General features: G+C 59.2%; 18 protein-coding genes and 1 pseudogene. 3 read left to right on the forward strand and 16 right to left on the reverse strand.

What is annotated here, in order from left to right; genetic code table 11:
* Window positions 1-3: 3 nt before the first annotated feature.
* The 8 genes and pseudogenes from FUU19_RS14525 to FUU19_RS14560 all read right to left on the reverse strand — a co-directional run bounded on the left by FUU19_RS14525 (window position 4) and on the right by FUU19_RS14560 (window position 10957).
* Window positions 4-852 (reverse strand): ATP-grasp fold amidoligase family protein, encoded by an 849-nt coding sequence (locus tag FUU19_RS14525; RefSeq protein WP_141968237.1) that lies wholly within the window; start codon window positions 850-852, stop codon window positions 4-6.
* Window positions 833-2131, reverse strand: coding sequence for a flippase (locus FUU19_RS14530; RefSeq protein ID WP_141968235.1), 1299 nt, complete (start codon window positions 2129-2131; stop codon window positions 833-835). The genes FUU19_RS14525 and FUU19_RS14530 overlap by 20 nt, the downstream gene beginning before the upstream one ends.
* 4 nt (window positions 2132-2135) lie before the next feature.
* Window positions 2136-4316, reverse strand: a complete 2181-nt coding sequence (locus FUU19_RS14535) for a polysaccharide biosynthesis tyrosine autokinase (RefSeq protein ID WP_141968233.1) — start codon at window positions 4314-4316, stop codon at window positions 2136-2138.
* A 27-nt stretch (window positions 4317-4343) separates the two neighbouring features.
* Entirely contained in the window at window positions 4344-5477 is a 1134-nt protein-coding gene (locus FUU19_RS14540; protein ID WP_141968231.1) for a polysaccharide export protein, read from the reverse strand.
* A 45-nt stretch (window positions 5478-5522) separates the two neighbouring features.
* Window positions 5523-6572 (reverse strand): annotated as a pseudogene (wecA, locus tag FUU19_RS14545) (UDP-N-acetylglucosamine--undecaprenyl-phosphate N-acetylglucosaminephosphotransferase).
* Between the two features lie 174 nt (window positions 6573-6746).
* Entirely contained in the window at window positions 6747-7709 is a 963-nt protein-coding gene (locus FUU19_RS14550; RefSeq protein ID WP_202669647.1) for an NAD-dependent epimerase/dehydratase family protein, read from the reverse strand.
* Between the two features lie 180 nt (window positions 7710-7889).
* Entirely contained in the window at window positions 7890-8789 is a 900-nt protein-coding gene (locus FUU19_RS14555) for a winged helix-turn-helix domain-containing protein (protein WP_141968225.1), read from the reverse strand.
* 773 nt (window positions 8790-9562) lie between these two features.
* Complete coding sequence (locus tag FUU19_RS14560) at window positions 9563-10957, reverse strand: NarK family nitrate/nitrite MFS transporter (RefSeq protein ID WP_197833670.1); 1395 nt, start codon at window positions 10955-10957, stop codon at window positions 9563-9565.
* Between the two features lie 350 nt (window positions 10958-11307).
* On the opposite strand from FUU19_RS14560, the gene narX reads away from it, so the two are divergent.
* Window positions 11308-13092 carry a nitrate/nitrite two-component system sensor histidine kinase NarX gene (gene narX / locus FUU19_RS14565; RefSeq protein WP_230490866.1) on the forward strand — a complete coding sequence of 595 codons (1785 nt, stop codon included), beginning with the start codon at window positions 11308-11310 and terminating at the stop codon, window positions 13090-13092.
* A 10-nt stretch (window positions 13093-13102) separates the two neighbouring features.
* Window positions 13103-13753, forward strand: coding sequence for a two-component system response regulator NarL (narL, locus tag FUU19_RS14570; protein WP_230490865.1), 651 nt, complete (start codon window positions 13103-13105; stop codon window positions 13751-13753).
* Here narL and FUU19_RS14575 read toward each other — a convergent pair.
* Window positions 13750-15261, reverse strand: coding sequence for a YchO/YchP family invasin (locus tag FUU19_RS14575; RefSeq protein ID WP_197833668.1), 1512 nt, complete (start codon window positions 15259-15261; stop codon window positions 13750-13752). The two genes, narL and FUU19_RS14575, sit on opposite strands and share 4 nt — an antisense overlap.
* A 427-nt stretch (window positions 15262-15688) precedes the next feature.
* Between FUU19_RS14575 and FUU19_RS14580 the strand changes: the two genes are divergently transcribed.
* Window positions 15689-16357 (forward strand): prepilin peptidase, encoded by a 669-nt coding sequence (locus FUU19_RS14580; RefSeq protein ID WP_230490864.1) that lies wholly within the window; start codon window positions 15689-15691, stop codon window positions 16355-16357.
* On the opposite strand, the gene FUU19_RS14585 is transcribed toward FUU19_RS14580, so the two are convergent.
* The 7 genes from FUU19_RS14585 to FUU19_RS14615 form a co-directional block, all read right to left on the reverse strand.
* Window positions 16354-17964, reverse strand: a complete 1611-nt coding sequence (locus tag FUU19_RS14585) for a hypothetical protein (protein WP_230490863.1) — start codon at window positions 17962-17964, stop codon at window positions 16354-16356. The two genes, FUU19_RS14580 and FUU19_RS14585, sit on opposite strands and share 4 nt — an antisense overlap.
* 230 nt (window positions 17965-18194) lie before the next feature.
* On the reverse strand, window positions 18195-19769 hold the full coding sequence (locus tag FUU19_RS14590) for an ABC transporter substrate-binding protein (protein WP_230490862.1): 1575 nt from the start codon (window positions 19767-19769) through the stop codon (window positions 18195-18197).
* A 132-nt stretch (window positions 19770-19901) separates the two neighbouring features.
* On the reverse strand, window positions 19902-20573 hold the full coding sequence (locus tag FUU19_RS14595) for an ABC transporter ATP-binding protein (RefSeq protein WP_230490861.1): 672 nt from the start codon (window positions 20571-20573) through the stop codon (window positions 19902-19904).
* Window positions 20570-21412 carry an ABC transporter ATP-binding protein gene (locus FUU19_RS14600; RefSeq protein ID WP_230490860.1) on the reverse strand — a complete coding sequence of 281 codons (843 nt, stop codon included), beginning with the start codon at window positions 21410-21412 and terminating at the stop codon, window positions 20570-20572. The genes FUU19_RS14595 and FUU19_RS14600 overlap by 4 nt, the downstream gene beginning before the upstream one ends.
* Window positions 21402-22271, reverse strand: a complete 870-nt coding sequence (locus tag FUU19_RS14605) for an ABC transporter permease (RefSeq protein ID WP_141968210.1) — start codon at window positions 22269-22271, stop codon at window positions 21402-21404. The genes FUU19_RS14600 and FUU19_RS14605 overlap by 11 nt, the downstream gene beginning before the upstream one ends.
* Window positions 22268-23323 carry an ABC transporter permease gene (locus tag FUU19_RS14610; protein ID WP_087763065.1) on the reverse strand — a complete coding sequence of 352 codons (1056 nt, stop codon included), beginning with the start codon at window positions 23321-23323 and terminating at the stop codon, window positions 22268-22270. The genes FUU19_RS14605 and FUU19_RS14610 overlap by 4 nt, the downstream gene beginning before the upstream one ends.
* Window positions 23323-24891, reverse strand: a complete 1569-nt coding sequence (locus FUU19_RS14615; RefSeq protein WP_230490859.1) for an ABC transporter substrate-binding protein — start codon at window positions 24889-24891, stop codon at window positions 23323-23325. The genes FUU19_RS14610 and FUU19_RS14615 overlap by 1 nt, the downstream gene beginning before the upstream one ends.
* Between the last annotated feature and the right edge of the window lie 190 nt (window positions 24892-25081).

The raw sequence follows: 25081 nt of genomic DNA on the forward strand, positions 1-25081 counted from the left end.
TGTTTACTCAGTAAAATAACTGCCCCATTCCTGCTCAATGTTTTTTGGCATCAGCTTGCTTAACCCCGCGCCAGGCGTAAACGTCAACTCACCGAAATACACCTTCTCGCCGACCTGATAAAAATCCACACGGACATAAGAGAACTGCTGCGCTGTCTGGCGAGCCAGACGCGTCATTTCGTCCAGCCGTGTAGGGCGCGGCATCGGTTCGTCGGCATTCGGCAAGCTGATACGGATTTCGGTGCGGTTCCAGTCGATATCAAAAATATCGCGCCGATGAGTGCCGAAACGCTGATAATCCACCTGGATGAACATACGAATTTCATGATTGTCGTTGAAACAATGAAACTTGATATCGTTCGGCACCTGCTCGCCATCCAGCAACAGACGCTCCACCATGATGCAGGGTTCGATATCCAGATAATGCTTTTCGCGACTCTGCTCGTAAAAGTTGCTGCGCATCCACGCGTTGCTGAGATCGTACAACTCCGCGTAGCTAACCTGCCGCTTGTCGAACACCAACCGGTTATAACCGCTGCCGTGGTTGGCCTTCAGCACGAAGGCGTTGGGCAATTGCCTGAACATGTCGTAGCTGAGCTCAGTGCCATGCGCATACAGCTCCACCAGATACTCCTCGCCCCACAGACCGGCGATAAATTCACGTACCTTGAACTTGTCCGACAAGGTGGTGTAGATGCTGCGCGGGTAAATTTTGCGACGCATGATCTTTTCGCTGAAGCCGGTCGGTTTTGACAGGTGCGGCAGCTTCTTGAAATAGAGCGCGTATTTAACCTGATGGTGCCAGGCATCGGGCAGGCGCTTGGAAATGTTTTTAACCAGGATGTTTAACATGTTCTCTCCTTAATTTGCTGACAAGACGCGGCAAGCAATAAAAACAGGTCAGCTGCAGTCGGGTAATTTTTCCGCCGCGGAATAAACTGTTCAGCACGAAGAACGAAATGAATTCCGCCAACAGCGTAGACACCGCCGCACCGATCAGGCCGTAGCGCGGGATCAGCAGCAGATTCATCACCACGTTCGCCACGGCCACCAACGGCATCTTGATGGCGATAAAGCGATAGCCGGCGAACAGCACGATGCTGCGATACGAAACTGTCCCCATTACCGAGAACAGCGAAGTCAGCGTGCAAATAGCCAGGATGTTGGCGGCCGGTTGGAAAGCGGCACCGTACAGCAGCGCAATCGCCGGGTGGGCGAACCACCATAGGCCCAGCAACACCGGCAACGACAGGCCCAAGACCACCAGATAAAGCACCCGGATACGGTATTCCTGCTCCAACGGATCCCGACAGCTGGCAATGCCCGGCATCAACGAGGTGATCAGCGCCATCGGCACGAAAACCCAGCCTTGACTGAGGGTGGTGGCGGCACTGAACCAACCTACCGCCTGCTCGCCGACCAGATTGCCCAGCATGATTTGATCGATGCGGGTATAGATCACTATCGACAGGCTGGAGATGGCCAACGGCAGGCCCACCTTTAGCAGATAACGGCCATAGCGCCCGGCCTGGCGCGGCGTAACCCGCGGCGCGGCCGCAGCTTCCCCACGGAATAACCAGAGGCGCGCCAGGTAAGGGACGGCGCTGCTGAGGATATAGGGTACCGCGAACCACACCAGCGGCAGCGCCGCGCTCACCAGCGCCAGCCGCAGCCCTATCGACAGCAGCAGCGCCAGGTTGTTGATCAGCGTATTGCGTTTCGACTGCAGGCGGGCATCGTAATAAATCTTGTACACGTCCTGAATCGAGAAATAGGCGCTGACAAGCAGCAACAGCGTCATCAGTTGGCTGGCGGGCGACTGGCTGAAATAGCTCCATATCAGTATCGGCAGCGCCACCACCAGGAACAGCCAACGGCGCAGGCGTATTGACGCCAGCATCAGGCGAATGCCGCTCGGCTGTCGGCGGGCGACGCGGTTGAAAATGATGCTGTCGGCGCCCAACTGCACCAGTGGCACCACGATGGCGATCGTCGCCAACAGATAGTTGAGGGTGCCAAACTGCGCGGGCCCCAGATAGCGCGCAACGTAAATGGAGACGAAGATGCCGGACAGGCTGAGCGAAACGCGTTCGAGCATCAGCCACAGGGCATTGGTGATAATGGCCTTCACCCGCTTATTCCCCTGCCTGTGGGAGATCTTCCCGATGACTTGGGTAGGCGAAGTTGTAATAGCTCATGTCGGTTGCCGCCTTCTTCACCATCCCGTTGAGGATCACGCCCTTGATCGCCACCCCATTCTGTTCGAAACGGCGCATGCTGGTTTCGATCTGCTTGACGGTATTGACCTCAAAACGCACCACCAGCAGCGAAGTGCCCGCGTGATTGCCGACGATCGCCGCATCCGTCACTGCCAGAATCGGCGGCGTATCGATCAGCACCAGATCGTAGTTTTGCCCGGCCCAGCGCAGAAAATCGGCGAAACGGCGATGCATCAGCAGTTCGGACGGGTTCGGCGGCACCTGACCGCGCGGCACAAAGTCCAGATTGGCGATGGCGGTTTTCCGCACCGCCTGTTCCGCCATCACGTTGCCCACCAGCAGGTCAGACAGACCCTGATGCCCATCATCCGCCAGCCAGCGGTGCAGGAAGCCTTTGCGCATATCGGCGTCGATCAACAGCACCCGCTGCCCGGCCTGCGCCACCACCACCGCCAGGTTGGTGCTGGTAAAGCTCTTGCCGCTTTCCGGGCTGGCGCCGGAGACCATCAGAATGTTGTTCTTGGCCTCCATCATGGCGAAATGCAGGCTGGTGCGCAGGCTGCGGATCGCTTCCACCGACAGGTCCGTCGGTTCGGCCACCGCCAGGATCGGCAAGCGCCGGCCGCCGGATTTGGGCAGCAAATGACGCTGCTCGCGGTTGCGCTTCACCTGCCACGGCGACAGCGGCACGGTGGCGTAGACGTTAATGCCCCGCTTCTCCAGGGTATCGATATCATTGATGCCGCGATGGAAAGCCGCGCGCAGCAGCACCAGAGAGGCGGCGCCCCCCGCGCCCAGCAGCAGCGCCAACAGCACGATCAGCACCTTTTGCGGCTTAATCGGCCGGATAGCGGTTTCCGCTTCGTCGATGATGCGCACATTGCCCACCGTGCCGGCCTTGCTGATGCTCAGTTCCTGCTGCTTGTTCATCAACTGCATGTAAACCTGCTGATCCACCTGCACGTCGCGGGTGAGGCGCAGGATCTCCTGCTGCATTTTCGGCAGCGTCTGCACCTGTTTACCCAGCCGCGCCTTTTCCACCTCCAGGGTGGCGCGCTTTTCCAGCAGCGCCCGGTAAGCCGGGTGCGCGCGGGTATACAGCTTGGAGATCTCCGCTTCCTTGAAGGTCAGCTCGTTGAGCTGGGCCTCGAGCTGCACCTGAGTATCCAGCACCGATTTAGCTTCCAGCGACAGATCCACCGAGTCGTTTTGCTGGCGGAACTGATTGAGCTGGGTTTCGGCGTTGTTCAACGAGGTTTGCGTTTGCGGCAGCTGCTCTTGCAGGAACGCCAGCATACGCTGCGCCTCTTCCGTTTTGCGATCCACGTTCTGCTGCAGATAGTTGTCGGTGATGTTCTTCAGCATCGCCTCGGCGCTCTGCGGATCTTCGCTCGGCAGCGTGAAGGTCATGATGCCGCTGTCCTTGCCACCCGGCACCACGTCCAGGTATTTACGCAGATCGTCCACCGCTTTTTGACGTGCGACTTTGACCACGGTAAAGCTGGCGCCCGGCGCCGCATCCAGCGCCGCGACGGTCATGTTCCAACCGCCCTGCGCCACCGGCTGCCCGACCACGCCGCTGAACAGTTTGTCGCCGTCATGGCTCAATTCGTAATGCTGCCCGTCGCGTACCGTCAGCGTTAGCGATTCGTCCAGCATGTCCTCCGGCGTCGTCAGCGTGGCAATGTCCAGGACCGGCGGCTTTTCACCGCTCAGCCGGGCAAAGCCTTTGCCGAACACCGGGAAATAGTCCGGGCTGACGCGCACCGTCAGGCCGAGGGCGTCCACCGTTTTGCCCAGCACGTAGCGTGACTTGACCAACGTCACCTCATCCTCCGTCGCCGAACTTTGCCCCATCGAGCTGTCCAGCGTTTCACGCAGCAACGAATCGCCGGACAGCTGCTTCTCCACCTGCACCACCGCCGTGGCCTGGTACACCGGGGTGGCCAGCAGGGCGTAGGCGACACCCAGCACGCCGGCCAAACCGGTCACGGCAGCGATCCGCCAACGGTTATCCCACAGCGGCCCGATCAGGCGCTCCCACTCCAGCTTTTCATCTTGTTCGGCCACCATCACGGACAGCGCATTGTTTTTCATCTTCTGTTCCTTGTTCACCCTGCGGAGTTACCAGTTGCGCACGCGCAAGGTCGCCTCGCTGAGATCGTTAAAGCTGCTGATGGTCGGCACCAGCTGGCTGATCAAACGGTTCCAGCGCGCGACCGGCGCCGCAGTGACGTACACGACGTCGTAAGGTTGCAGCTGAAATTCAGCGCCCATCGCCAGCGCGCTGGCGTCGGAGAGATCGAACTGATACAGCGTCGCCAGCCGCTGCGGGGTTTTACCGCCGCTCGGCCGGATCACGAACACCCCGGTCGCATCTGCCACCGTCTGGCTGATCCCTTCGGAAGATCCGAGGGCCTCGGTCAGGGTCATGCCGCTGCGATCCATCTTCAGCGTCGTTTGTTTACCCACCTCGCCCATCACGAACACTTTCAGTTCGTCATTGCGCGGGATGTAGAGGATGTCGCCCGGCTGCAGCAGCGCGTTCTGGCTGATGTCGCCGCGCTGCATCAGCGCCTGCAGCGAGATAGCTCGCTCCTTGCCCTGATGGGTCAGCACCACGTTGCGCCAGTCGGCGTTGTCCGTCAGGCCGCCTGCGGCGTTGATCGCATCCAGGATGGTCAACGGCACGTTGGTGATCGCCTGTTGGCCGGAGGTTTTCACTTCGCCGGTCACGTAAGCCTTCTGCGAGCGGAAAGCGGCGATGCTGACGTCCACCTGTGGGCTTTCCACATACTGCGCCAGACGACCGGCGATCAGACTGCGCACTTCGGTGACGGTCTTGCCCACCACCGCCACGCGCCCGATATAGGGATAAAAGATCGTGCCATCCGCGTGCACCCAGTTGCCGGTGTCGCTGGCGCTGCGGTACTGCCCGGCCGGCGTGGTCAACTCGGGATGATCCCAAACCGTGACGTTCAACACGTCGCCGACGCCGATGCGGTATTGATAACTCTGCAACCGCTGATCCAGCGCCGGATTCGGCCGGGCGACCGGCTCTACGCGCCGCATTTTCTGTAGCAGCATCGGCGACATGCGGTAGACCTGCACCTGGTTATTCAAATCGAAATCGTCGTCCTGCTGCACGACGATGTCTTTTCCACTGGTAGGTAAATGCGAGCCGGGGACCACCGTACAACCGCTCAACAGCGCGGAGGTGCAGACCAACGGCATCAAAAGGGCCAAATGAAGATTCATGGAGGTACCGTAATAAACGGGCTGCTGCCGCAGCCCGCGAGAGGATTATCGGCCAACGCTGGGAGTGTCGCGGAGCACCGTTGCCTGGCGCGGTTCACGCAGCATGGCGAAATAACCGCAAAAACAGAGTAGAAACGCCACCAGCATCAGGCTTTCCTGCAGTTTCAACACTTCGCTGCAAATGCCGACGCAGGCCAGCGTCACCGCCAGCATGGTGCTCATTGCCAGCGCCTGGCGCGCATTGAGCCCACGGCGCATCAGAATATGGTGTAAATGATCGCGGCCCGCCTTGAAGGGGCTTTGGCGGCGCAACAGACGGCGCACCATCACGGTCACCATGTCCATCAGGGGAATGGCGATCAGCCACAGCGCGGTGACCGGGCGCATCACCGCCTGCGGCCCCTGAGTCGCCAGCAGCACCAGCCACAGCACGCTGAAGCCGATCACCATGCTGCCGGCGTCCCCCATGAAGATCTTGTTGCGCGCACCGAACAGGCTCAGGTTAAACAGCAGATAAGCCGCCAGCGCGACGATCAGGCCCAGACACCACAGCGCCAGGTCTTCCCGGCCCCCCAATCCGAACAGGATGGCCAACGCCACGAAGGTGACGCAGGACAAAGCGCCCAGCTGCCCATCGATGCCATCGACCATGTTGTAGGCGTTGATCGCCCCCCAGACCGCCAGCGGCGTAAGCAGCAGCGCGCCATAACCGAGCATCACTTCCTGATGGCCCCAAACATAGCCCAGCGAGGAAAGCTGCATCCCTGCCGCCAGCATCATCGCCAGCGCGATCCCTCCCTGCACCATGACGCGCGGCGTCACGGGCAGATCAAAGCGGTCATCCAGCACGCCCAACACCACCAGCGCCGTGACGCACAACAAATAGATCGTGCTGTCAGGCAGCCAAGCGGGTTGCCACAGCGTCATCAGCATCAGCGTCAGGTACAGGGCGATGCCGCCGACCAGCGGAATATGCCCCAGATGTTACTTGCGCGCATTGGGCTTATCCACCAACCCCACCACCAAAGCGGCCCGACGGGCAACAAGCACCCAGGCTACCGCCAGCACAAATATCACGCTCAGTTGATATAACATCGTTCCTCCAGCGAATAAGCACGCTACCGCCCTTGAGTTACAGCTCCCAATGCGCTATTAACAAAAACAAAATTGATCCTGCCAGGATATAAGTCAGCATGAATTAATCCTGAAAAATACAGATTTATCCGCTTGTCGGCGGAAATAGGTAAATAACGTCAGCGTGCGGTTAAGTTATCTATCAGAAAACTCATGTTTAATGGTTCTTTCGATTGCCGAATCAAGTTCAACCGGCGCCACGAAATTATTTTGCACATTGCTTTTAAATTGCGTTCTGGCGCAGAATTTCTGCACTCTTACGCGACTGATTGGGAATTTTTTGCGACTTATTTTACTCACGACATCCAAGGCGGTTGCGCCGCATATGCCGACGGCATAGGGAATGCGAATCGTCTTATTTTCTCTGCCCAGCGAAGCGGAAATAACGTCGACCAACTGATTCATCGTAAAGTCCGGTTTATCGACGTAATTGCTGACCTGATACGTTGACTGTTGATCCAGCGCATGCTCCAGTCGTGCGGCAATATTTTCAACGTAGGCCATCGACTTCATATTATTGCCGCTGCCAATCATCACGAATCGGCCGCTGGCGATCTGGCGAAACAGGTTATACACGTTGCCGCGGTTGCCTTCCCCGAAGACCACCGTCGGGCGAATGATCGTTAATTTGTTTGCGCTATCCGCCTTGCGCCAGGCCTCATAAACATACTCCGCTTCGAGCTTGGACTTGCCGTAATGGTTGAAGGGGTCAAAACGCCCCCCTTCATCGGTCTCCTGTTCAACGAACCCGTAAACGGCAACCGAGGAGGTGAAAATGATTTGGCGGATATTCAATGCGGAGGCGGTCATGCAGACATGGCGTGCGCCTTCGACATTGACCTGATAATAGAGCGAAATGGGATCGACATTGTCCTGATGCTCCGCCGCCAGATTAATGATGGCGTCACAGCCCGCCAGCGGTTCTTGCAAGGTCTGGGGCTGCGTCACATCGCCATACTGATAGAGCGCCGGAAAATGTGCGCTGGGTTGCTTATCTACGATGACCAACGTCAGGTCATCGCGCGCACTGAGACGTTTCGCCAGGCGTGTTCCGATAAAACCGGAACCCCCGATAATAGCTACTTTACGCTTATCCATAATTTGTCACTCAGCAGGTTCTCATTATTCCTGTCACCGCGATGGAAACAGGACGCTAATATGCGTTAGGTAATGAGTTCCAGACTGGACAAATCGAACCTGGCTTTCAAATAACAAATAATGAAATAAAAGATTTCATCAAATGTAAAATTATCGCTAAAGATAAAACCTCATTCGGCGTTAATTTTTAACATCGTAAGCAACTTGATATTGCAAGGTTTTGTTCGGCAATATGAGATTAATCCGACCTTTACCCGGCGTAGAAGATGTCTCATATTTTACCGGCAATTTAAGCTGCCCTTGCTTAGGGTCGACACATTCAATGGTCGCCTGCTCCATGCTCTCGCCCTGGTACAGGCAGAACAGGGTTTGCGGGCTGTTGGTATGGGGATTATTCAGCGTCAGCGTCAACACGACGCGCGTGTTGTTCTGAATATCATTGATCACCGGCGGGCGAGTTTGGTTACCGAGCACATATGAAAAATGTGAAATAACCAGCAACGAAGCGAATACCGTCAGGTATTTCACCACGCGGCTAGCAGGCATGCTGAAAAAGCGACGCACCGCCGCCGGCTTCTTTTCCTGCGCCGGTGGTTTGGCTGACTCCACCGTGGCGACAGGCCCAGCAACAAGGGGCGATTTACGCGGCTTATCTATTTTCTCTTCGTTGAGTTCAGGCGATTCACTTTCATTTTCGGAAAGTTCTGCTTGAATATCAGCACCAATATCATTGCCGTCATTTAATATATCATCGTCAGCGTAGTCTTCATCTTCGGATATAAAGTGAAAAACTGCTTGATTTTCCACCTTGTACCCCAAACGAGGAATGGTTCTGATAAGCGTGTGTTCCGCATCGCTAATTTTCTGGCGAATGGATTTAATTGTTTGATTTATCGTTGAATCTGAACAATAAGTTCCTTTCCAGATATTTTCTATAATTTCCGTTCGGGTAACCAGTTCTGGTGATCTGGCGACAAGCAGCGAAAGAATTTGATACTCCTTCCAACGCAGACGGAATTTCTCCCCGGCAGGAGTCAGAACATCGAGATTCCTAATCTTTATTCTTTTATCAAGATTCACTTTTAATTTCCTTAGCGTGCCTGTCCTGCACACTTTGTATAGAAATATCAAAAAATGTTCAAGAAATTAAATGTAAACTCAACAGGTTGCATCCATTGGATATTGGCTTTTATAAAAATTTTCTGATTTCATTTTTTACATTAGGCCTTATTAAGGATGTTATGTTTATCCAAACGACTCTTTATCCCTGTTGGTAACATGGATTTCTTTCATGATTACCTTAAAATTCAAACTAGCACCCCATTGATTTAAAAAGAAAAAGCTAGCAGTGTTGTTTGATTGTTAATCGAATAAAATTGTGAAATTTCATTCTACCCCGTGAATTCATCCTGTTTTTCCACCTAATCTGATTGCCAGATAGACTACAAAAAGCCGAAAAAAACAGAATGAGAGTTGTCTGATTTAACCCCGACGTTCATTCCACTCGGTAGGCGCAGCATCTAAGACAAAACCCTATTGATGATTTTATAACAATCGCACTAATTATGCCTCACCCTCGCGGAAATTTCATTTAACCTGCGGGAAAAGCATTAATAATTTAATGCAGGAATACTCTCAACAAAAAGAAAAAACCGTGCAAATAATATAATCCGTTTATGCAAACGCATTCTGATATTGAGAGATAGTGCTATAAAAAAAGAAAAAAACGGTAATCGGAGATGAGAATTTTACCTAAAGACAGAAAATTTCACTGAGGAGGAGAGAGGAGATGACTCGGAATGAGCGAAATATCCCTCCCCTGTCGGGAAGGGATAGAGAAAGCCGTTTAATACTCAGGCCTTTTTCTTGCGGCCATACACCGCCCAGGTGATCACCACGCACAGGATATAAAACACCAAGAACACTTTCATCGCCCCCGCCGGAGAACCGGTCAGCGCCAGCGAGGTGCCGAACGCCTGGGGTATGAAGAAACCGCCGGCGGCGCCAATCGCCGAGATAAAGCCCAATGCGGCGGCAGAATCCGTCACCGCTTCACGCTGCGCGCTCTCGTCACTGCCGCCGGCCGCTTTGACGCGATCGACCGTGATTTTACGGAAAATGACGGCGATCATTTGGAAAGTCGAGCCGCTGCCCAGCCCCGCAGTAAGGAACAGCACCATAAAGATACCGTAGAAGGCAATGAACGAACCGCCCTCCCCCGCATTCGGCAAGGTCAGGAACAACAGCGCGGCGAAAATGGCCATGACCACAAAGTTGATCAGCGTCACCCGCACGCCGCCGAAACGGTCAGACAGCGCACCGCCAACCGGCCGCGCCAACGCCCCGAGGAACGGCCCGAAGAACGCGTAATGCAGGATCACCACGTCCGGGAACTGCGTCTTCGACAGCATGGCGAAACCGGCGGAGAAACCGATGAAAGATCCGAAGGTCGCGAGGTACAACAGGCTCAGCATCCACAAATGCCCGCGTTTGAGCACCGGCAGTTGCTGACGTAACGATGCCTTGGCCGCCGCCAAATCGTTCATGCCGAACCAGGCCGCCAGCGTAGCAACCAGCAGGAACGGTACCCAGATCCAGGCGGCGTTTTCCAGCCACAGCTGGCCTCCCTCTGCCTGATTTTGTGCCGTACCGCCAAACAGGCCGAACAGGCTGAAAGAAATCGCCAGCGGTGCGACCAGTTGCATAACGCTGACGCCCAGATTTCCCAACCCGCCATTGAGCCCCAACGCACCGCCCTGGCGCGCTTTCGGGAAGAAGAAGCTGATGTTGGCCATGCTGGAGGCAAAGTTGGCACCGGCGAAGCCGCACAGCAGGGAAATGATGACGAACACGCTGTACGGCGTGCTGCTGTCCTGTACCGCGACCCCCAACCACAGGCACGGCACCAGCAGGAAGCAGGTGCTGATGGCGGTCCAGCGGCGGCCACCAAACAGCGGGATCACGAAGGAATACGGCACGCGTAAAATAGCGCCCGAAACCGACGGCAGCGCCGTCAGGAGGAACAGTTGGTCGGTGGTGAAGTTGAAGCCCACCTTGTTCAGGTTGACCGCGACGGCGCTGAACAGCATCCAGACGCAGAAGGCCAGCAGCAGACAGGGAATGGAAATCCACAGGTTGCGGGTGGCGATGCGATGGCCACGCTGCTGCCAAAAAGCGCTGTCTTCAGGACGCCAGTCCTGAATCAGCGCACCGGTTTTCTTTGATGAAGGCGTTGCAAGTTGCGACATAAAAACCTCAGACACGGGGGATCATTCCGCACACCCTAGGGGGCGGCCCCGGCGGCAAAGTTGATGTATATCAACCCGAATGCAAGTAGTTGGCGGCGCAAATAGCGCCCTCATCCCCTTAGGAGTACGCCTCAATTAAAAATTAAATTAATTCAAATCAATACCTTAAAAACAAAACCCGCATCATTTTCATCGTTCCGCCCCCCCAACGGAAACTAATGGGTACTTCATTCGAGGTATGGGGTTATGCTCAGGGATAATCAAAAATACGGCTGAATCGTTACTTGTTTACCCCGTCGCCGCCTTCGCCCCTGAGCTTCAGCGGCGCCAAACGCCAGGAATCCGCGCTTATGAAACGCCTGTTGGCTCCGCTTTCAATCGTGAATCAGGTCGCCCTGCTGATGTTGCTGTCGGGCATTCTGGGCGTGGCCGGCATGGGGATTTCCGCCTGGATGTCGCAGAGCATTCAGGGCAATGCGCACGCCATCAACAAGGCCGGCTCGCTGCGTATGCAAAGCTACCGGCTGCTGGCGCAGGTGCCGCTGGATGAACGGCATGAAACGTTGATCCGCGAACTGGAGCGCGACGAAAACAGCCCCGATCTGCAGCGTTCGGTGGAACAGGAAGGGTTGACGCAACCTTTCGACGCCTTGCGCGACTATTGGCAACAGACTTTGCAACCTCGCCTGCGCAGCGCGCAGCGCCCGGCCGACGCCGCGCCCCAGGTGGCGCACTTCGTGCAGCTGCTGGATAAGCTGGTCTCGGATATCGACAGGCAAACCGAGCGCCGCCTGCTGATGGTGACGCTGGTGCAAGCCGGTTTCATCGCACTGACCCTGCTGCTGCTGATCGGCACCACCTGCTACCTGCGCCGCCGGTTGCTGCATCCGTGGCGACAGCTGGTGGAAATGGCGTTGGCGGTGGGCCGCGGCGACTTTAGCCGCCGCTTCGCGCAGCGTGGCCACCAGGATGAAATGGCGTCGCTCGGCGGCGCATTGAACACCATGTCCGACGAGCTGTCGGCCACCTACAGCGGGCTGGAGCAGCGCGTGGCCGAGAAGACCGCCGACCTGCAGCAGAAAAATCAGGTGCTGAGCTTCCTCTATCGCGCCAGCCGCCTGCTGCACGCCAGCGAGCCGCTGTGCAGCCGCCTGACGCCGCTGCTCAACCAACTGCAAACCCTGACGCCGCTGCGCGCCATTCAGGTGCGGCTGTATGAAAACGACAGCCGTGAACCGCTGCTGCAGCTGAGCGGCAACCAGCCGCTGCGGCCGGAGCATTGCCATAATCCGGTGTGCAGCGCTTGCCTGAACGACAGCGATCGCCAGCATCCCGACAACCCGTCGCTGAGCTGGAGCCTGAGCGACAAACTCGGCGACTACGGCGTGATCGTGGCACAGCATGCGCCGCAACAACCGCTGAACGATGAGCACCGCCAGCTGATCAACACCCTGGTGGAGCAGTTGACCAGCGTGCTGGCCATCGAGCGTCAGGTCGACCACCAGCAGCAGCTGATGCTGATGGAAGAACGGGCGGCGATCGCCCGCGAGCTGCACGAATCTATCGCCCAATCGCTCTCCTGCCTGAAAATGCAAATAGCCTGCCTGCAGATGCAGGGCGAAACGCTCTCGTCCGCCAGCCAGGCGCTGGTGCAGCAGATGCGCGAAGAATTGAACGGCGCCTATCGCCAGCTGCGCGAGCTGTTGACCACCTTCCGCCTGCAGCTGACCGAACCGGGCCTGCTGGCGGCGCTGCAATCGACGGTAGCGGAGTTCAATCCCAAACTGGGCCTGACCATCCATCTCGATTACCAACTGGGGCCGCGCACGGTGCCCGCCTACCAGGCCATTCATCTGCTGCAGATCGCCCGCGAGGCGCTCAGCAACATCCTTAAGCACGCCGCCGCCAGCCAGGTGAGCATTCAGGTCATCAACAAACGGGGCGAAGTCACCCTGAGCGTATGTGACAACGGACGCGGCCTGCCGGCCGATACATCCCGCCCCGACCATTACGGCTTGATCATCATGCGCGATCGCGCCAAGAGCCTGCACGGCCGCTGCGACATTTTACCGCGCAGCGGCGGCGGCACCGAAGTGCGAGTCAGCTTCACGCCGGATAACCACGCCATCGACTAACGGAGACACCATGACGACAGAAACCGCCGCCACAATCTTACTGATCGACGACCACCCGATGCTACGCAACGGCGTAAAACAGCTGATTGGCATGGACGCTCGCCTGCAGGTCATCGCCGAAGCCAGCAACGGTGAGCAAGGGGTCGCGCTGGCGGAACAGCACGATCCGGATCTGATCCTGCTCGATCTGAACATGCCCGGCATCAACGGGCTGGAAACGCTGGATCGCCTGCGCCAGACCGACCTGTCAGGGCGCGTCGTGGTGTTCAGCGTGTCCAACCATGAAGACGACGTCGTCAGCGCGCTCAAACGCGGCGCCGACGGTTATTTGTTGAAAGATATGGAGCCGGAGGATCTGCTGAAGGCGCTGCATCAGGCGGCGGCCGGGCAGATGGTGCTGAGCGAGACGCTGACGCCGGTCCTCGCCGCCAGCCTGCGGGAAAACCGCCCCAGCGCCGATCGCGATATTCAGCAACTGACGCCGCGCGAGCGGGATATCCTGAAGCTGATCGCTCAGGGGCTGCCGAACAAGCTGATCGCCCGCCGCCTGACCATCACCGAAAGCACCGTCAAGGTACACGTCAAACACCTGTTGAAAAAGATGAAGCTAAAATCCCGCGTCGAGGCCGCCGTGTGGGTGCTGCAGGGTAAAAACGGTTAATTGCCGCCGTACAGCGGCCCGGTTTGCGCCGGGATCGGCGGTGGCGTCAGGGTTTTGATCGGCGGCAGGCCCGTGTCTTCACCGGTGGCTGCCGTCAGCGGCGGCGCCACTTTCAGCTCTATCCAGTTGGACGTCACGCGCTGCTGCTTGTCGTCCTCCAACGTGACCGACAGCCGGTAGCTGTTGGCGGCATCCGGCGCGTCGTCCCATGGCGGCACGATCGCCGTCCAGCCCTGCGGATCGTTGGCGTTGTGCGGCGGCGTCAGGCTCAGCGCCTGCGTATCCCCCTGCCAACTGACGTGGGAAATCCCGTGCAACGCCTTGATCTCCACCACCAGCGGCACGGTTTCCCCCGCCTGCAGGCTCCACGGCGGCGTGGCCAGGAACACCTGCAGCGTCTTGCGCTGGCGGAACTCCAACACCGGCACGTTTTTGCGTTCGATAGGATCGTAGCGGCTACCGCGCAACGACTTGGCCTGCGCCACATACTCCGGCGAAATCTGCTTCACCAACGGCACCCCGAGCCGATAGCTCAGCGCCAATTCGACCTGGTCCTGGCTCTGCCCACCCGCACCAATCTTATGCAACGCTTTCATCGTCACCAGCGGTACCGGGGTGTAATTGAGCCCCAGCTGCATCGCGCGCGGATCGTTCTGCTTTTTGCCGCTGCCGAACAGATCGACATTATCGCCCAGGTACTGCTCATAGCTGAGCGAACCGCCGATCTGGCGATAAAACGGCAGATAGCCTTGCGTCGTGATGTCGTAACCGCGCGCCGGACGGCTGAAAAACACCCCATCGCCAGGCTGTTGCGACAGCGCCGACAGCGGGTAGTAATAGTTGGTAGAGAAACGCAGGTAATCCCCCCAGGCTTCCGCACCGACGCTGCCGCGATTGAGCTGCCGGGCGAAATCGCTGTCGAGCGCCGTGTTGTAACCCAGCAGCCAATCGCCGGCGATCCAGCGTTGCCCCAGCGCAAAATTGCCGAGCGCCCCGGCGTTTTGCTGCAGCCAGCCGATCTGGCTGTAGGTCAGCAATCCATCGACGTCGTACAGCGGGCTGAATAACTGCCCATTGCTGCCGGTAAAGTCACCCTCCCCGGTCATCTTCAGCGATAGCCGGGCGGTGCCCAGCGGCGACAGCAGTTCCTGCGCCTGCTGCTGCAGCGTGTCGGTCGCCTGGCCCAGCAAATAATCCTCGGCGCGGCTGCGCATTTGCTGGCGTGAAACATTGTTCAGATCTTTTTCGCCGAGCTGTTTGGCCATCTCGGCCCACTGTTTTTCACGCGCGGCGTCGTCGGGCGTACCGCCCAGCTCCGGCAAATTCGCAGCCGGATCCGCGGCGGCCTGTTCGGAAGAGATTGCGCTGTCCGGCGCCGGTGGGGATTCGGCGCACGCGGGCACCGCACCGGCCAGCCACACCAGCGGCCCGGCCAGCCACGCCGTCTGGCGTCGGCGCCAGAATCGTTTTTTGGTCTTGATAAGTATTGCCTGAATCACGTCTTTCATGACACCGTTGGCTTTCCTCCCTCCTGGAGCACGCCAACCCACTGCTTTGCCGCCGCCGTTCCCGCGACAGATCTGAAAAACCCCGCGTCCCCCAGCCTGCAGGGGCCCCTATTTCCTCATAGCCTAACGGATTGCCGAGCAGAAACAATAGGATAATCCTCAATCATTCACGAGTGACGCTGTCACACCAGGCCATTGGCTCGCCCCTTCCGAATACAGGTGAATTCACACCCTTTTCGCGCCGATTTTGCCGATAAAACGTGCAGTAACGCGGCGAGCCGACACGTAGCGGTTTGTTTCGCCATGCAATATGTAAAGCCGCGCTGCGCACAACCGCGCATATCCCGCAGGCCGCCGCATTTCACCCCGGTGAAATACGCATTTTGCCGTTATTTTAAACATCTATTTCACGAATGACGGAACCCTGATGTTTCTTTCCTCACTGTGGCACATGCCGTTTTTCACCGCGCTGTTGTCTGCCGGCCTGCTCGCCTTCTCTCTCATTACCCGGCTGGAGCGAACGGTAGCCGAACGCACCAACCTACCGAGATTGCGCCGCCGCAGCCTGCTGTTGACGGCCCTGGGTCTGGCGTTGGCGACGCTGCCTTTCGACCTGCCGGCAGCACACCGGCTGTGGTTGCCGCCGGCCGCGGCGCTGCTGATCGCCCTGGCCTGGCTCGACTGGCGCCACCGATGGCTGCCGGATCGGCTCACCTTGCCACTGCTGTGGAGCGGACTGCTGTGCAACCTTGACGCCCGCTGGGCAACGCTTGACGACGCGGTTATCGGCGCTGCAGCCGGCTACGGGGCGCTGTGGCTGCTCAACGCACTTTATCGACAGGTGCGGCGGCGCAACGGCATCGGCCAGGGCGATTTCAAACTGTTGGCGGCGCTGGGCGCCTGGCTCGGTTGGACGACGTTGCCGCTGTTGGTCTGCCTGGCGGCGGCGTTCGGGTTAGGCCTGGCTGTAGCGCGCGGCCTGTACCAACGCCGCAGCTGGCGAACGCCGCAACCGTTCGGTATCGCCTTGGCGGCGGCCGGCTGGCTGCTGCTCTTGATGGACGCCGGCCAAAACGCGCCGGCGTTGTTCGGTTAGGTCTTCAGTGCCTCGATCAGCCGATTGAGCAATCCGGCCACTTCTGCCGTGCTGGCCGTTGCCGGATTGGCCAGCGGCTGGACCGCCGTGAGCCTGGTCGTGGATAACATTTCATCGCTACGGATTTCCAGCGCATCGGAGGGGGGCGCGCTCAACGAAGCGCCGTCCGGCCGCCAGTAACTGCCGCGCGTAGCCTGCACCTGATAACTGCCAAAGCCGAAATCCTTCTCGACGCGATAGTATATTTCGCAGCTCAACGGCCCGGTGCGCCGCAACATAAAGGCGCTTTTCGCGCTATAGCTGCCTTTATTGACGACAAAGGCGGTCGCCTGCGAAGACAGATCGAACGTAATATATAAATCGCACGCCAGCACCTTGGTGCTGACCCCCTGCTGAAGCGTAATGTGCGTTGTGGGTTGCCGATCCGGCGCGGTCAGGGTGCCTAAAAAAGTCCACGATGGCTGTTTCGAGATATTACGCGGCAAATGATTGCTGGTGGAGGATGGGGCAATACCCCGCTCGCCCAGACTGTACATCGCTTCGACCCCGCTTAAAAACGACGTAACGTCGACGGTGCTTTTGCCGGCCACCGGGACGCCGCCGTTATAGACGTTACTGAAGGTTACCTCGGTATTGTTGTTGCAGGCGGCGATTGCCACCGGGCAGGGCGTCTTGGCGCCGCTGTAAAGATTCAACTGACCGATATCCCAACGAGATTCGTTGATAAACCGGCACAGCACGCCCCCGCTCTCCACATTCTGCGCGTCCTGGATATTGATATTGCCTATCGTGCCCTGGGCAAAGTTGGTGGACAGCACGCTGACACTGGCGGCACGCTGCGTGTTGCGGTTCTCGCAGCCCAATGAATTGATCGTGCCGTTAAAATCTTTGAAATAGTAGATATCGCCGATGCAGTCATCCGCGGCCAACGAACCGACCGTAGAGTAAAACCCTGAAATTCTGAACGCAGTGCCCTTGGCGCGCGCGGCGTAGAGCCCGTCGATAAAATTGGTGGTGCCGGACTTGTTCATCCACAGCACCCCATCCCCCGGGCGATTGGCATTAGCTTCCATCTGCACGTTCACCAACCAGTTAATGAACATGTCGCCCGACACAAACAGCGAATAACCACCGACTTTGGTGTAGATGTCTCGGATATCAAACTTCGTCATATTGAGATCGCTGAACCACACGCCGTGGGTATCGTCTACGCCGGTATCATCCCGCAACGTCAAGCCGTGCAGCGTCAGATTGGCGAAGCCTTTCACCACGATCACCGCTTTCTTGGTTTCGCCTTGTTCATTGGTATAGCTGCTGTCCGCGGTCTTGACGATTTTGGTCGCCCGCCCCAATCCGACCACCCGCAAACCGATGCCGCCGTAGATGTCCGTTGTCGTCTGAATGAGCACGTGCCCGGCGACCGTATACACCCGTTTGCCCAGGGACAACGTACCGCCGGCTTGCAGCGCCGCCGCCGCCGCTTTGTTGATCGCCGGCCCCCAGTTGCTTCCGTCGCTGTCCTGATAAAACTGTTCCGGCGTAACAACCTCACCGGTGGCGAGCAAGGTTGCTGCGTGCTCCACTGAAGCGTTTCCGTTATTGTCCATAATATCTCCTGAGGTGATGTGTCCGCATCATTGCGGACGACCGCGCTGAAAGGCGTAAACAACGCCGCCTTTCAGCGCCAATCTATCACCGCCACAGGAGCACGTTATGAAATTTCATTTTATTTCACCTTGATACAACATCTCGCGATTCGTGGTTGCAACAGCACGCGATTTCACACGCTGTCGGCCTTGGCGCGACAAAAAGCCTGACCAGGCGCGCGGCGCTGTCGCTACTTACTCACCCGGTCCAGATACAGCATGCTGTTGGCGATATCCACCCGGGCATCTTCAACGTTGTCCCGTAATGCCACCAGCGTTTGCCCCTGCAACGCCACCACATAAGGTGAACTGGCCTGGAGTTCCCGTTGCAACGTGACGTAACGTGCGCTGCGCGCGGCGCTGTTGCCCTCCGCGGCCGCGGCACGCGTTTCCGCGCTGATGGCGGGAATGCCCCACTGGGTGCGCCAGGCCAGCGTTTTCGGCCCACCGGGCACGTTGTAGGCAAAGGCGCTGGCGTTGGTGTTCGGATCCAGATAGTCGGCACCCCAGTAGGTGAAGATCGCCTGAAAATCGCGGCCGCGCATCTTGCCCCACAGATCGCTCTCCACCACCGGCTGGATATCCAACCGCAGCCCGGCCTGCGCAAAGCTGGCCTGCAGCGCCTGCGCGATGTCGGTATACGGCGGCTGATTGATGACGATCAGACTGATGCGCGTGCCTTCGGCGATGCCGGCCTCGCGCAGGATCTGTCTGGCTTTGTCCACGTCGAGCCTAAACGGCCGATCGTCGAGCGCCCCGTCCAACCCCTGCGGCAAGAAGGCCTGATGCACGCGATATTGCCCTTTCAGCAGCTGCTCGGCGATGCTCTGATAATCCACCAGCCAGCGCGCTGCCTGCCACAGTGCCGGATTGCCCAGCGCCGGGTTGTCTTTGCTGCCGGTGTTGAAACCGAGGTAATAGACCCGGGGCGCATCGGCCTGCTCGATGCGCACACCCGGCGCATTGCGCAGCGAGTCGAACTGATCGGCCCCCAGATCGTAGGCCACGTCGGCATCCCCTTTCAGCAGCAACAAACGGCGGGTGCCGGCGTCGCTGACGTTCTTGAACAACACCGTTTTCAGCCTGGCCGGCGACGGCGCATAGTCGTTGCGGCCAAACAGCAGCGCCTCGTGCGGCACATAGTTGTTTACCCAATATGGACCGCCGCCGGCGGAATGGCTGCGCAGCCAGGCATTACCGTAATCCCCCTGCTGCGCGTGCTCGTTCAGCAGCTTCTCATCCACGATCGAAGCCACGTTCGCCGTCAGCAGCCGCAGCGCCAGCTCGCTGCCGATGTTGGCGGGCCAACGGAGCTGCACCTGGTTATCCCCCACCTTCTCCAGCTGCTGCTCAACGTTATCCGGTGTCCAGCCAAACTCACCGAGGATAAACGACGGCGCCTTGTTCAGTTTCACCGCGCGGACCAGCGAGAAAATCACGTCTTCGGGCCGCAGCGGATTGCCGGAAGCGAAGCGTTGCTGCGGTTTCAGGGTAAAGGTCAGGCTGCGGCCATCGGCGCCCGCTTGCCAACTGCCCGCGGCGTCCGGCGCCAGCTTTTGCGGCGCGGCGCGATCCGGCGCCACCAGGCGCTGATAGAGGTTGACCAGATTGGCCGAGCTGACGGTTTCAAAGCTCTCCGCCGGATCGAGGCTGATAATGCCCTCCAGCGAACTGACCACCACCAGGGTGTCCTGCGGGGTGGCGGCCTGCGCACCGAAAGCGGCCGCCAGCGCGCCATACAATAAGGTTGGGATTAACCGTTTCATCGATACACTCTCCACAATCACGCGGTTGCGCTGTTTGTCGAGTGTAGGGGGTAAGAATTAACGGAAGAACGACGATAAATTGCTTTATTTATTACCAAGATGGATATGCCCGCCGCGTTGGCGGGCATAGGGTCAAACGATGATGCGCCCGTGCGCCATCGCCACCGAACGATCGCACATGTGGTCAATCACGTCCGCATCGTGGCTGACCAGCACCATAGTCAGATCGCCCGCCTGTTTCAGCTCGTTGAGCAGGTTGAGGATCTCCGCCTGCACCGACATGTCCAACGCCGAAGTCGGTTCATCCAGCAACAGCAGCTTCGGCCGCAGCAACAATGCGCGCACGATCGCCACGCGCTGCCGCTGGCCGCCCGACAGCTGATGCGGGTAGCGATCCAGCAGGCGCGGATCCAACCCCACCTGGCGAAAGCCCGCGCTGATTTTACGTTCGATGTCGCTTTCCTTCAGCAGTTTGAGCGGCTCCGACAGCGTACGCAAAAGCCGGTGCTTGGGGTGTAGCGAAGCATAGGGATCTTGAAACACCATCTGCACTTCGCGCCGCAGTTCGCCGGTAAACACCTGCCCCGGCAGCAGCCGCCGCCCCAGCAACTCAAAGCCGCCCTGCCAGCTGCCGTTCAGCCCGGCCAGCACCCACAGCAACGAGGACTTGCCGCAGCCGGAAGGCCCCACCAGCCCGAAACACTCGCCCGGTTCGATGCGCAGGTTAACCTCATGCACCACGGTGCGCAGTTCGTAGCCCTGGCGGTGACTGACGCTCAGGTTCTCCAGTGCAATCACGCTCATTTCAACGTCTCCAACAGCGCGCGATCCAGCACCGGCAGCGTTTTGCCTCGCGTCTCGCGGCTCGGCCGACACGCCCACAGCGTACGGGTATAAGGGTGCGTAGCCTGCGCCAGCTCTGCCGCCGGGAGCTGATCCAACAGCTCGCCTTTGTACATCACCAGTACCCGCTCGCAGTGGTGCGCCACCTGCTGCAAATCGTGGCTGATCAGGATCAGCCCCATATTGCGTTGCGTCACCAGATTGTCTATCAGCTGCAGCACCTGATCGCGCATCTGGTGATCCAACGCCGACGTCGGTTCGTCAGCAATCAACAGCTGCGGATCGTTGATCAGCGCAATGGCCAGCATCACCCGCTGCCCCATGCCACCGGAGAGCTGATGCGGATAGCGGCGGCACAGCGCCGCCGGCTCGGGCAAGCCCACCGCCGCCAGCGTCTCCAACACTTTTTCACGCCGCTCGGCGCGGCTTAGCTTCGCATGCAGCACCAGCGGCTCCTCCACCTGACGGCCGATCGGCTGATTGGGGTTCAACGCATGTTTGGGGTCTTGCATCACCATCGCCACCCGGTCGCCGCGCAGCCGGCTCCACTGGCGCTCGCTCAGGCGCGTTAAGTCTTCATCGCCTAACGTCAGGCGCTGCGCCCGCAGCTGTAACGGCGGCGGCAATAGCCCCATCAGCGCACGCGCGGTCAACGACTTGCCGGAGCCGGACTCACCGACCAGCGCCAGCCGCTCCCGCCCCATGCTGAACGAAATATTCTTCACCAGCGCCGCCGGCTGTGGCCCCGGCACGCCGATCGCCAGGCGTTCGACGGTCAATAAGGAGTTATCAATGCCCATGACGAGGATCCATTTTGTCGCGCAGGCCATCGCCCAGCAGGTTAAACGCCAGGCTGGCGAACAGGATCGCCCCGCCCGGCGCGGCGGCGACCCACCATTGGTCGAAAATCACTTTACTGCCTTCGGCCACCATCGAGCCCCATTCGGCGGTCGGCGGCGCGACGCCCATGCCGAGGAACCCCAGACCTGCGGCGGACAGGATGATGCCGCCCAGGCTCAGCGCCGCACGCACCACCGCGCTCGGCAGACATAAAGGCAAAATGTGGCCGACCATCAGCCGCAGCCCGTTGATGCCCTGCATGCGCGCCGCCGCCAGGTAGTCGCTGCGGCGCAGCGCCAGGGTTTCGGCCCGCGCCTGGCGGGCAAAGGCCGGCCAGCTGGTCAATGCCAGCGCCAGCGCGCCGTTCATCAGCCCCGGCCCCATGACGGCCACAAACGCCAGCGCGATCACCAGGCTCGGCAGCGACAGGAAAATGTCGGTCAGGCGCATCAAAATGCGCTCTACCCAGCCGCCGAGGTAACCGGCACAGATGCCGACCAGCAGGCCGATGGGAATGGTCAACACCAGAATCAGCGACACCAGGATCAGCGTCGGCCGCGCGCCGTAAATCACGCGGGAGAGCAAATCGCGGCCAAAGCCGTCGGTACCCAGCCAGTGTGCGGCGGAAGGCGGCAATAACCGCAGCTCGATATGCTGCAGATTGGGATCGAAAGGCGCCAGCCATGGGGCCAACAGCGCGGTGACGATCAGAATCGCCACCAGCGCCGTGCCCAGCGTCAGCGTGGTCAGGCGCCGACCGCTGCGGTAACCGACGGCCGGCTCGCTTTGCGGTTCGTGTTCAGAAAGATATTGGCTCATCGGGTTCGCGGATCCACTAAATAGGTCAAGGCGTCGGCCAGCGCATTCAACAGCACGAAACAGGTGCCGATCAGCAACGTGGCGCCGAGGATCGCCGGCGTGTCGGCAGCAAACAGCGCCGAGGTCAGATAACGCCCGACGCCGGGCCAGGCGAACACCGTTTCGGTCAATACCGCCCCTTCCAGCAGGCTGGCATAGGAGAGAGACAGTACGGTGATCAGCGTGCCCAGCACGTTGGGAAACACATGGCGCAGCAGAATGCGCAGGCGGCCGGCCCCCTTGGAACGCGCCAGCGTCACGTATTCCTTGTTGCATTCTTCCAGCATCGCCGCCCGCAGCAATCGGGTAATGCCGGCCATCGACAGCAGCGCCAACGCCACTACCGGCAGCCACAGGTGGCCGATGGCGTTGTAGAACATTTCGCGATCGCCGGACAGCCAGCTGTCGATCAACACGAAACCGCTGCGCGGCTCCATGCTGTACAAGTAGATGTCGTCAAGCCGCCCCGGCCCCGCCGACCAGTGCAGCGTGGCATAGAACAGCAGCAGCCCGAGCAGGCTCAGCCAGAAAATCGGTACCGAATAGCCGATCAGCGACAGCAGACGCGCCGCGTTATCCAGCCAGCTGCCTGGTTTGAGCACCGCCAGAAACGCCAGCGTAATGCCGCCGAGGGCGCCGAGGATAATGGCGCAGGTGGCTAACTCCACCGTCGCCGGGAAAGTACGCAGCAGATCGCTCAACACCGGCTGGGCGGTGATGCGTGAAATGCCTAAATCGCCGTGCGCCAGGTGCACCAGATAGCGCCAAAACTGCACCGGCAACGGCTGATCCAACCCCAGCTCGTGCCGCACCTGCGCATAGGTGGCTTCACTGGCGTGATCGCCCGCCACCTGCAGCGCCGGATCGATCGGCGCCAGGTGCGACAACATGAAAGTGAACAGCAGCAGACCGAGCAGCGTCAACGCCAGCGATAGCGCGCCGCCGAGCAGCCGCCCGCCCCAGCGCCAATACCGCCGGGCTGCCCCGGCGCTGGCGGACAGTTCAGCGGCCATTACTTGCTGACCTTGCTGTAGAACACCATGTCAGGGTTGATGCCCTGCACATAGCCCTTGAGGTTGTCGCGCACCGCAATCAGGCTGCGCGCCTGCAGGCCGATGACGAACGGCGAGCTTTGCTGTACCTGTTTTTGCAACTGCTGGTAGTCGGCCACCCGTTTGGCGGTGTCGTTTTCCGCGGTGGCGGCCAGCGTCAGCTTGCTCAGCGCCGGGATCTGCCAGTTGGCGCGCCAGGCCAGCGTCTTGCTGCCGTCTTCCGGGTTGTAGGCGAAGGCTGCGGCGTTGGTGTTAGGATCGAAGTAATCCGGCCCCCAGGACGTCAGCGTCGCATCGTAGTTAAGCGCTTTCACCTTGGTGGAGACCTGCGAACTGATGCCCGGCACCAGTTCCACCTTCACGCCGCCCTGGGCAAAACTGGCCTGCAGCGCCTGGGCGATATCCAGGTACGGCGGCTGGTTATTGACGTCCAGACGGAAGCTGACGTTGCTGAGCCCCGCTTTGGCCAGTATCTCTTTGGCTTTTTGCGGATTGAAGCTGTATGGCTGATCCTTGAGCGCCCCCAGATAGCCGTCCGGCAGGAATGCCTGGTGGCTCTGGAACTGCCCTTTCAGCAGATCGTCGGCGATGCCTTGGTAATCGAACAGCCAGCGCGCCGCCTCCCAGAACGCCGGATTGCCGAGCGCCGGCGACGCCTTGGCGTTGAACTGCAGGAAATAAAGCGACGCGTAAGGAATGGCCAGGGGTTTGACGCCCGGCTTACCCTTCAAGGCCGCCATCTGGTCTGCCCCCAGGTTGCGCGCGATATCGGCATCGCCCTGCTCGATCAGCAAGCGGCGCGCGGCCGGATCGGGCACGTTTTTGATCAGGATGGTTTTCAGCGTCGGCGCCCCTTCCGGCGAGCCGGGGTTGGCGTCCAGCACCACCACTTCGTGCGGCACGTAGGTGCGGATTTTGTAAGGGCCGCTGCCGGCGGAGTGGCTGTTCAACCACTGGTGCCCCAGATCGTCGCCCTGCTGGTGCGCCAGCGCCTCTTTGGCGTCGACGATCGACGATACCGGCGCCGACAGCAGGCTGAGCACGAAGGCCGGGCTGACGTTTTCACTCCAGCTGATTTTTACCTGGTGGTCATCTATCTTGGTCAGGTGTTGCTCCACGTTCTTCGCGTTCCAGCCCAGCTGCGTCAGGATAAACGACGGCTCCAGATTGAGTTTCACCACCCGCGAAAGCGAGAAGATCACGTCTTCCGGCCGCAGCGGATTGCCGCTGGCGAACCTGGCGTCCGGGCGCAGGCTGAAAGTCAGGCTGCGGTTATCGGCGCCGGCCTGCCAGCTGCTGGCCAGGGTCGGCTTGAGATCGATAGGGTTGTGCGGATCGGACTGGATCAGACGTTGATACAGGCTGTTGAACGACTGCACCGTGGTTAACTCAAATCCCTGGGCCGGGTCAAAACTGACCACGTCATCGATAGACTGTGCGATCACCAGCGTGTTGGCCGGCGTCGCCGCCTGCGCGTTAACGCTGGCCGCCACGGCCAAAAACAGCAAAGAAGGAACGAGCGCTTTCATCTGAAACTCTCCAAGCGGATGGAATTTATAATAATTTCGCGAGTGTATGCGAGCACGATCGGCAGCTGAAGGTACTTAAATCACTATAGATATTCTTTTTATGTATATAGATGGGATTTTGATTATTAGAGAGAGTATTGCACGCCAGATCGCACTCTCACAGCACCTGGCCGCAATGGATAACTGTCTT

The organism is Serratia montpellierensis (assembly GCF_020858655.1).
In the GTDB taxonomy this organism is placed as follows: Bacteria; Pseudomonadota; Gammaproteobacteria; order Enterobacterales; family Enterobacteriaceae; genus Serratia; species Serratia montpellierensis.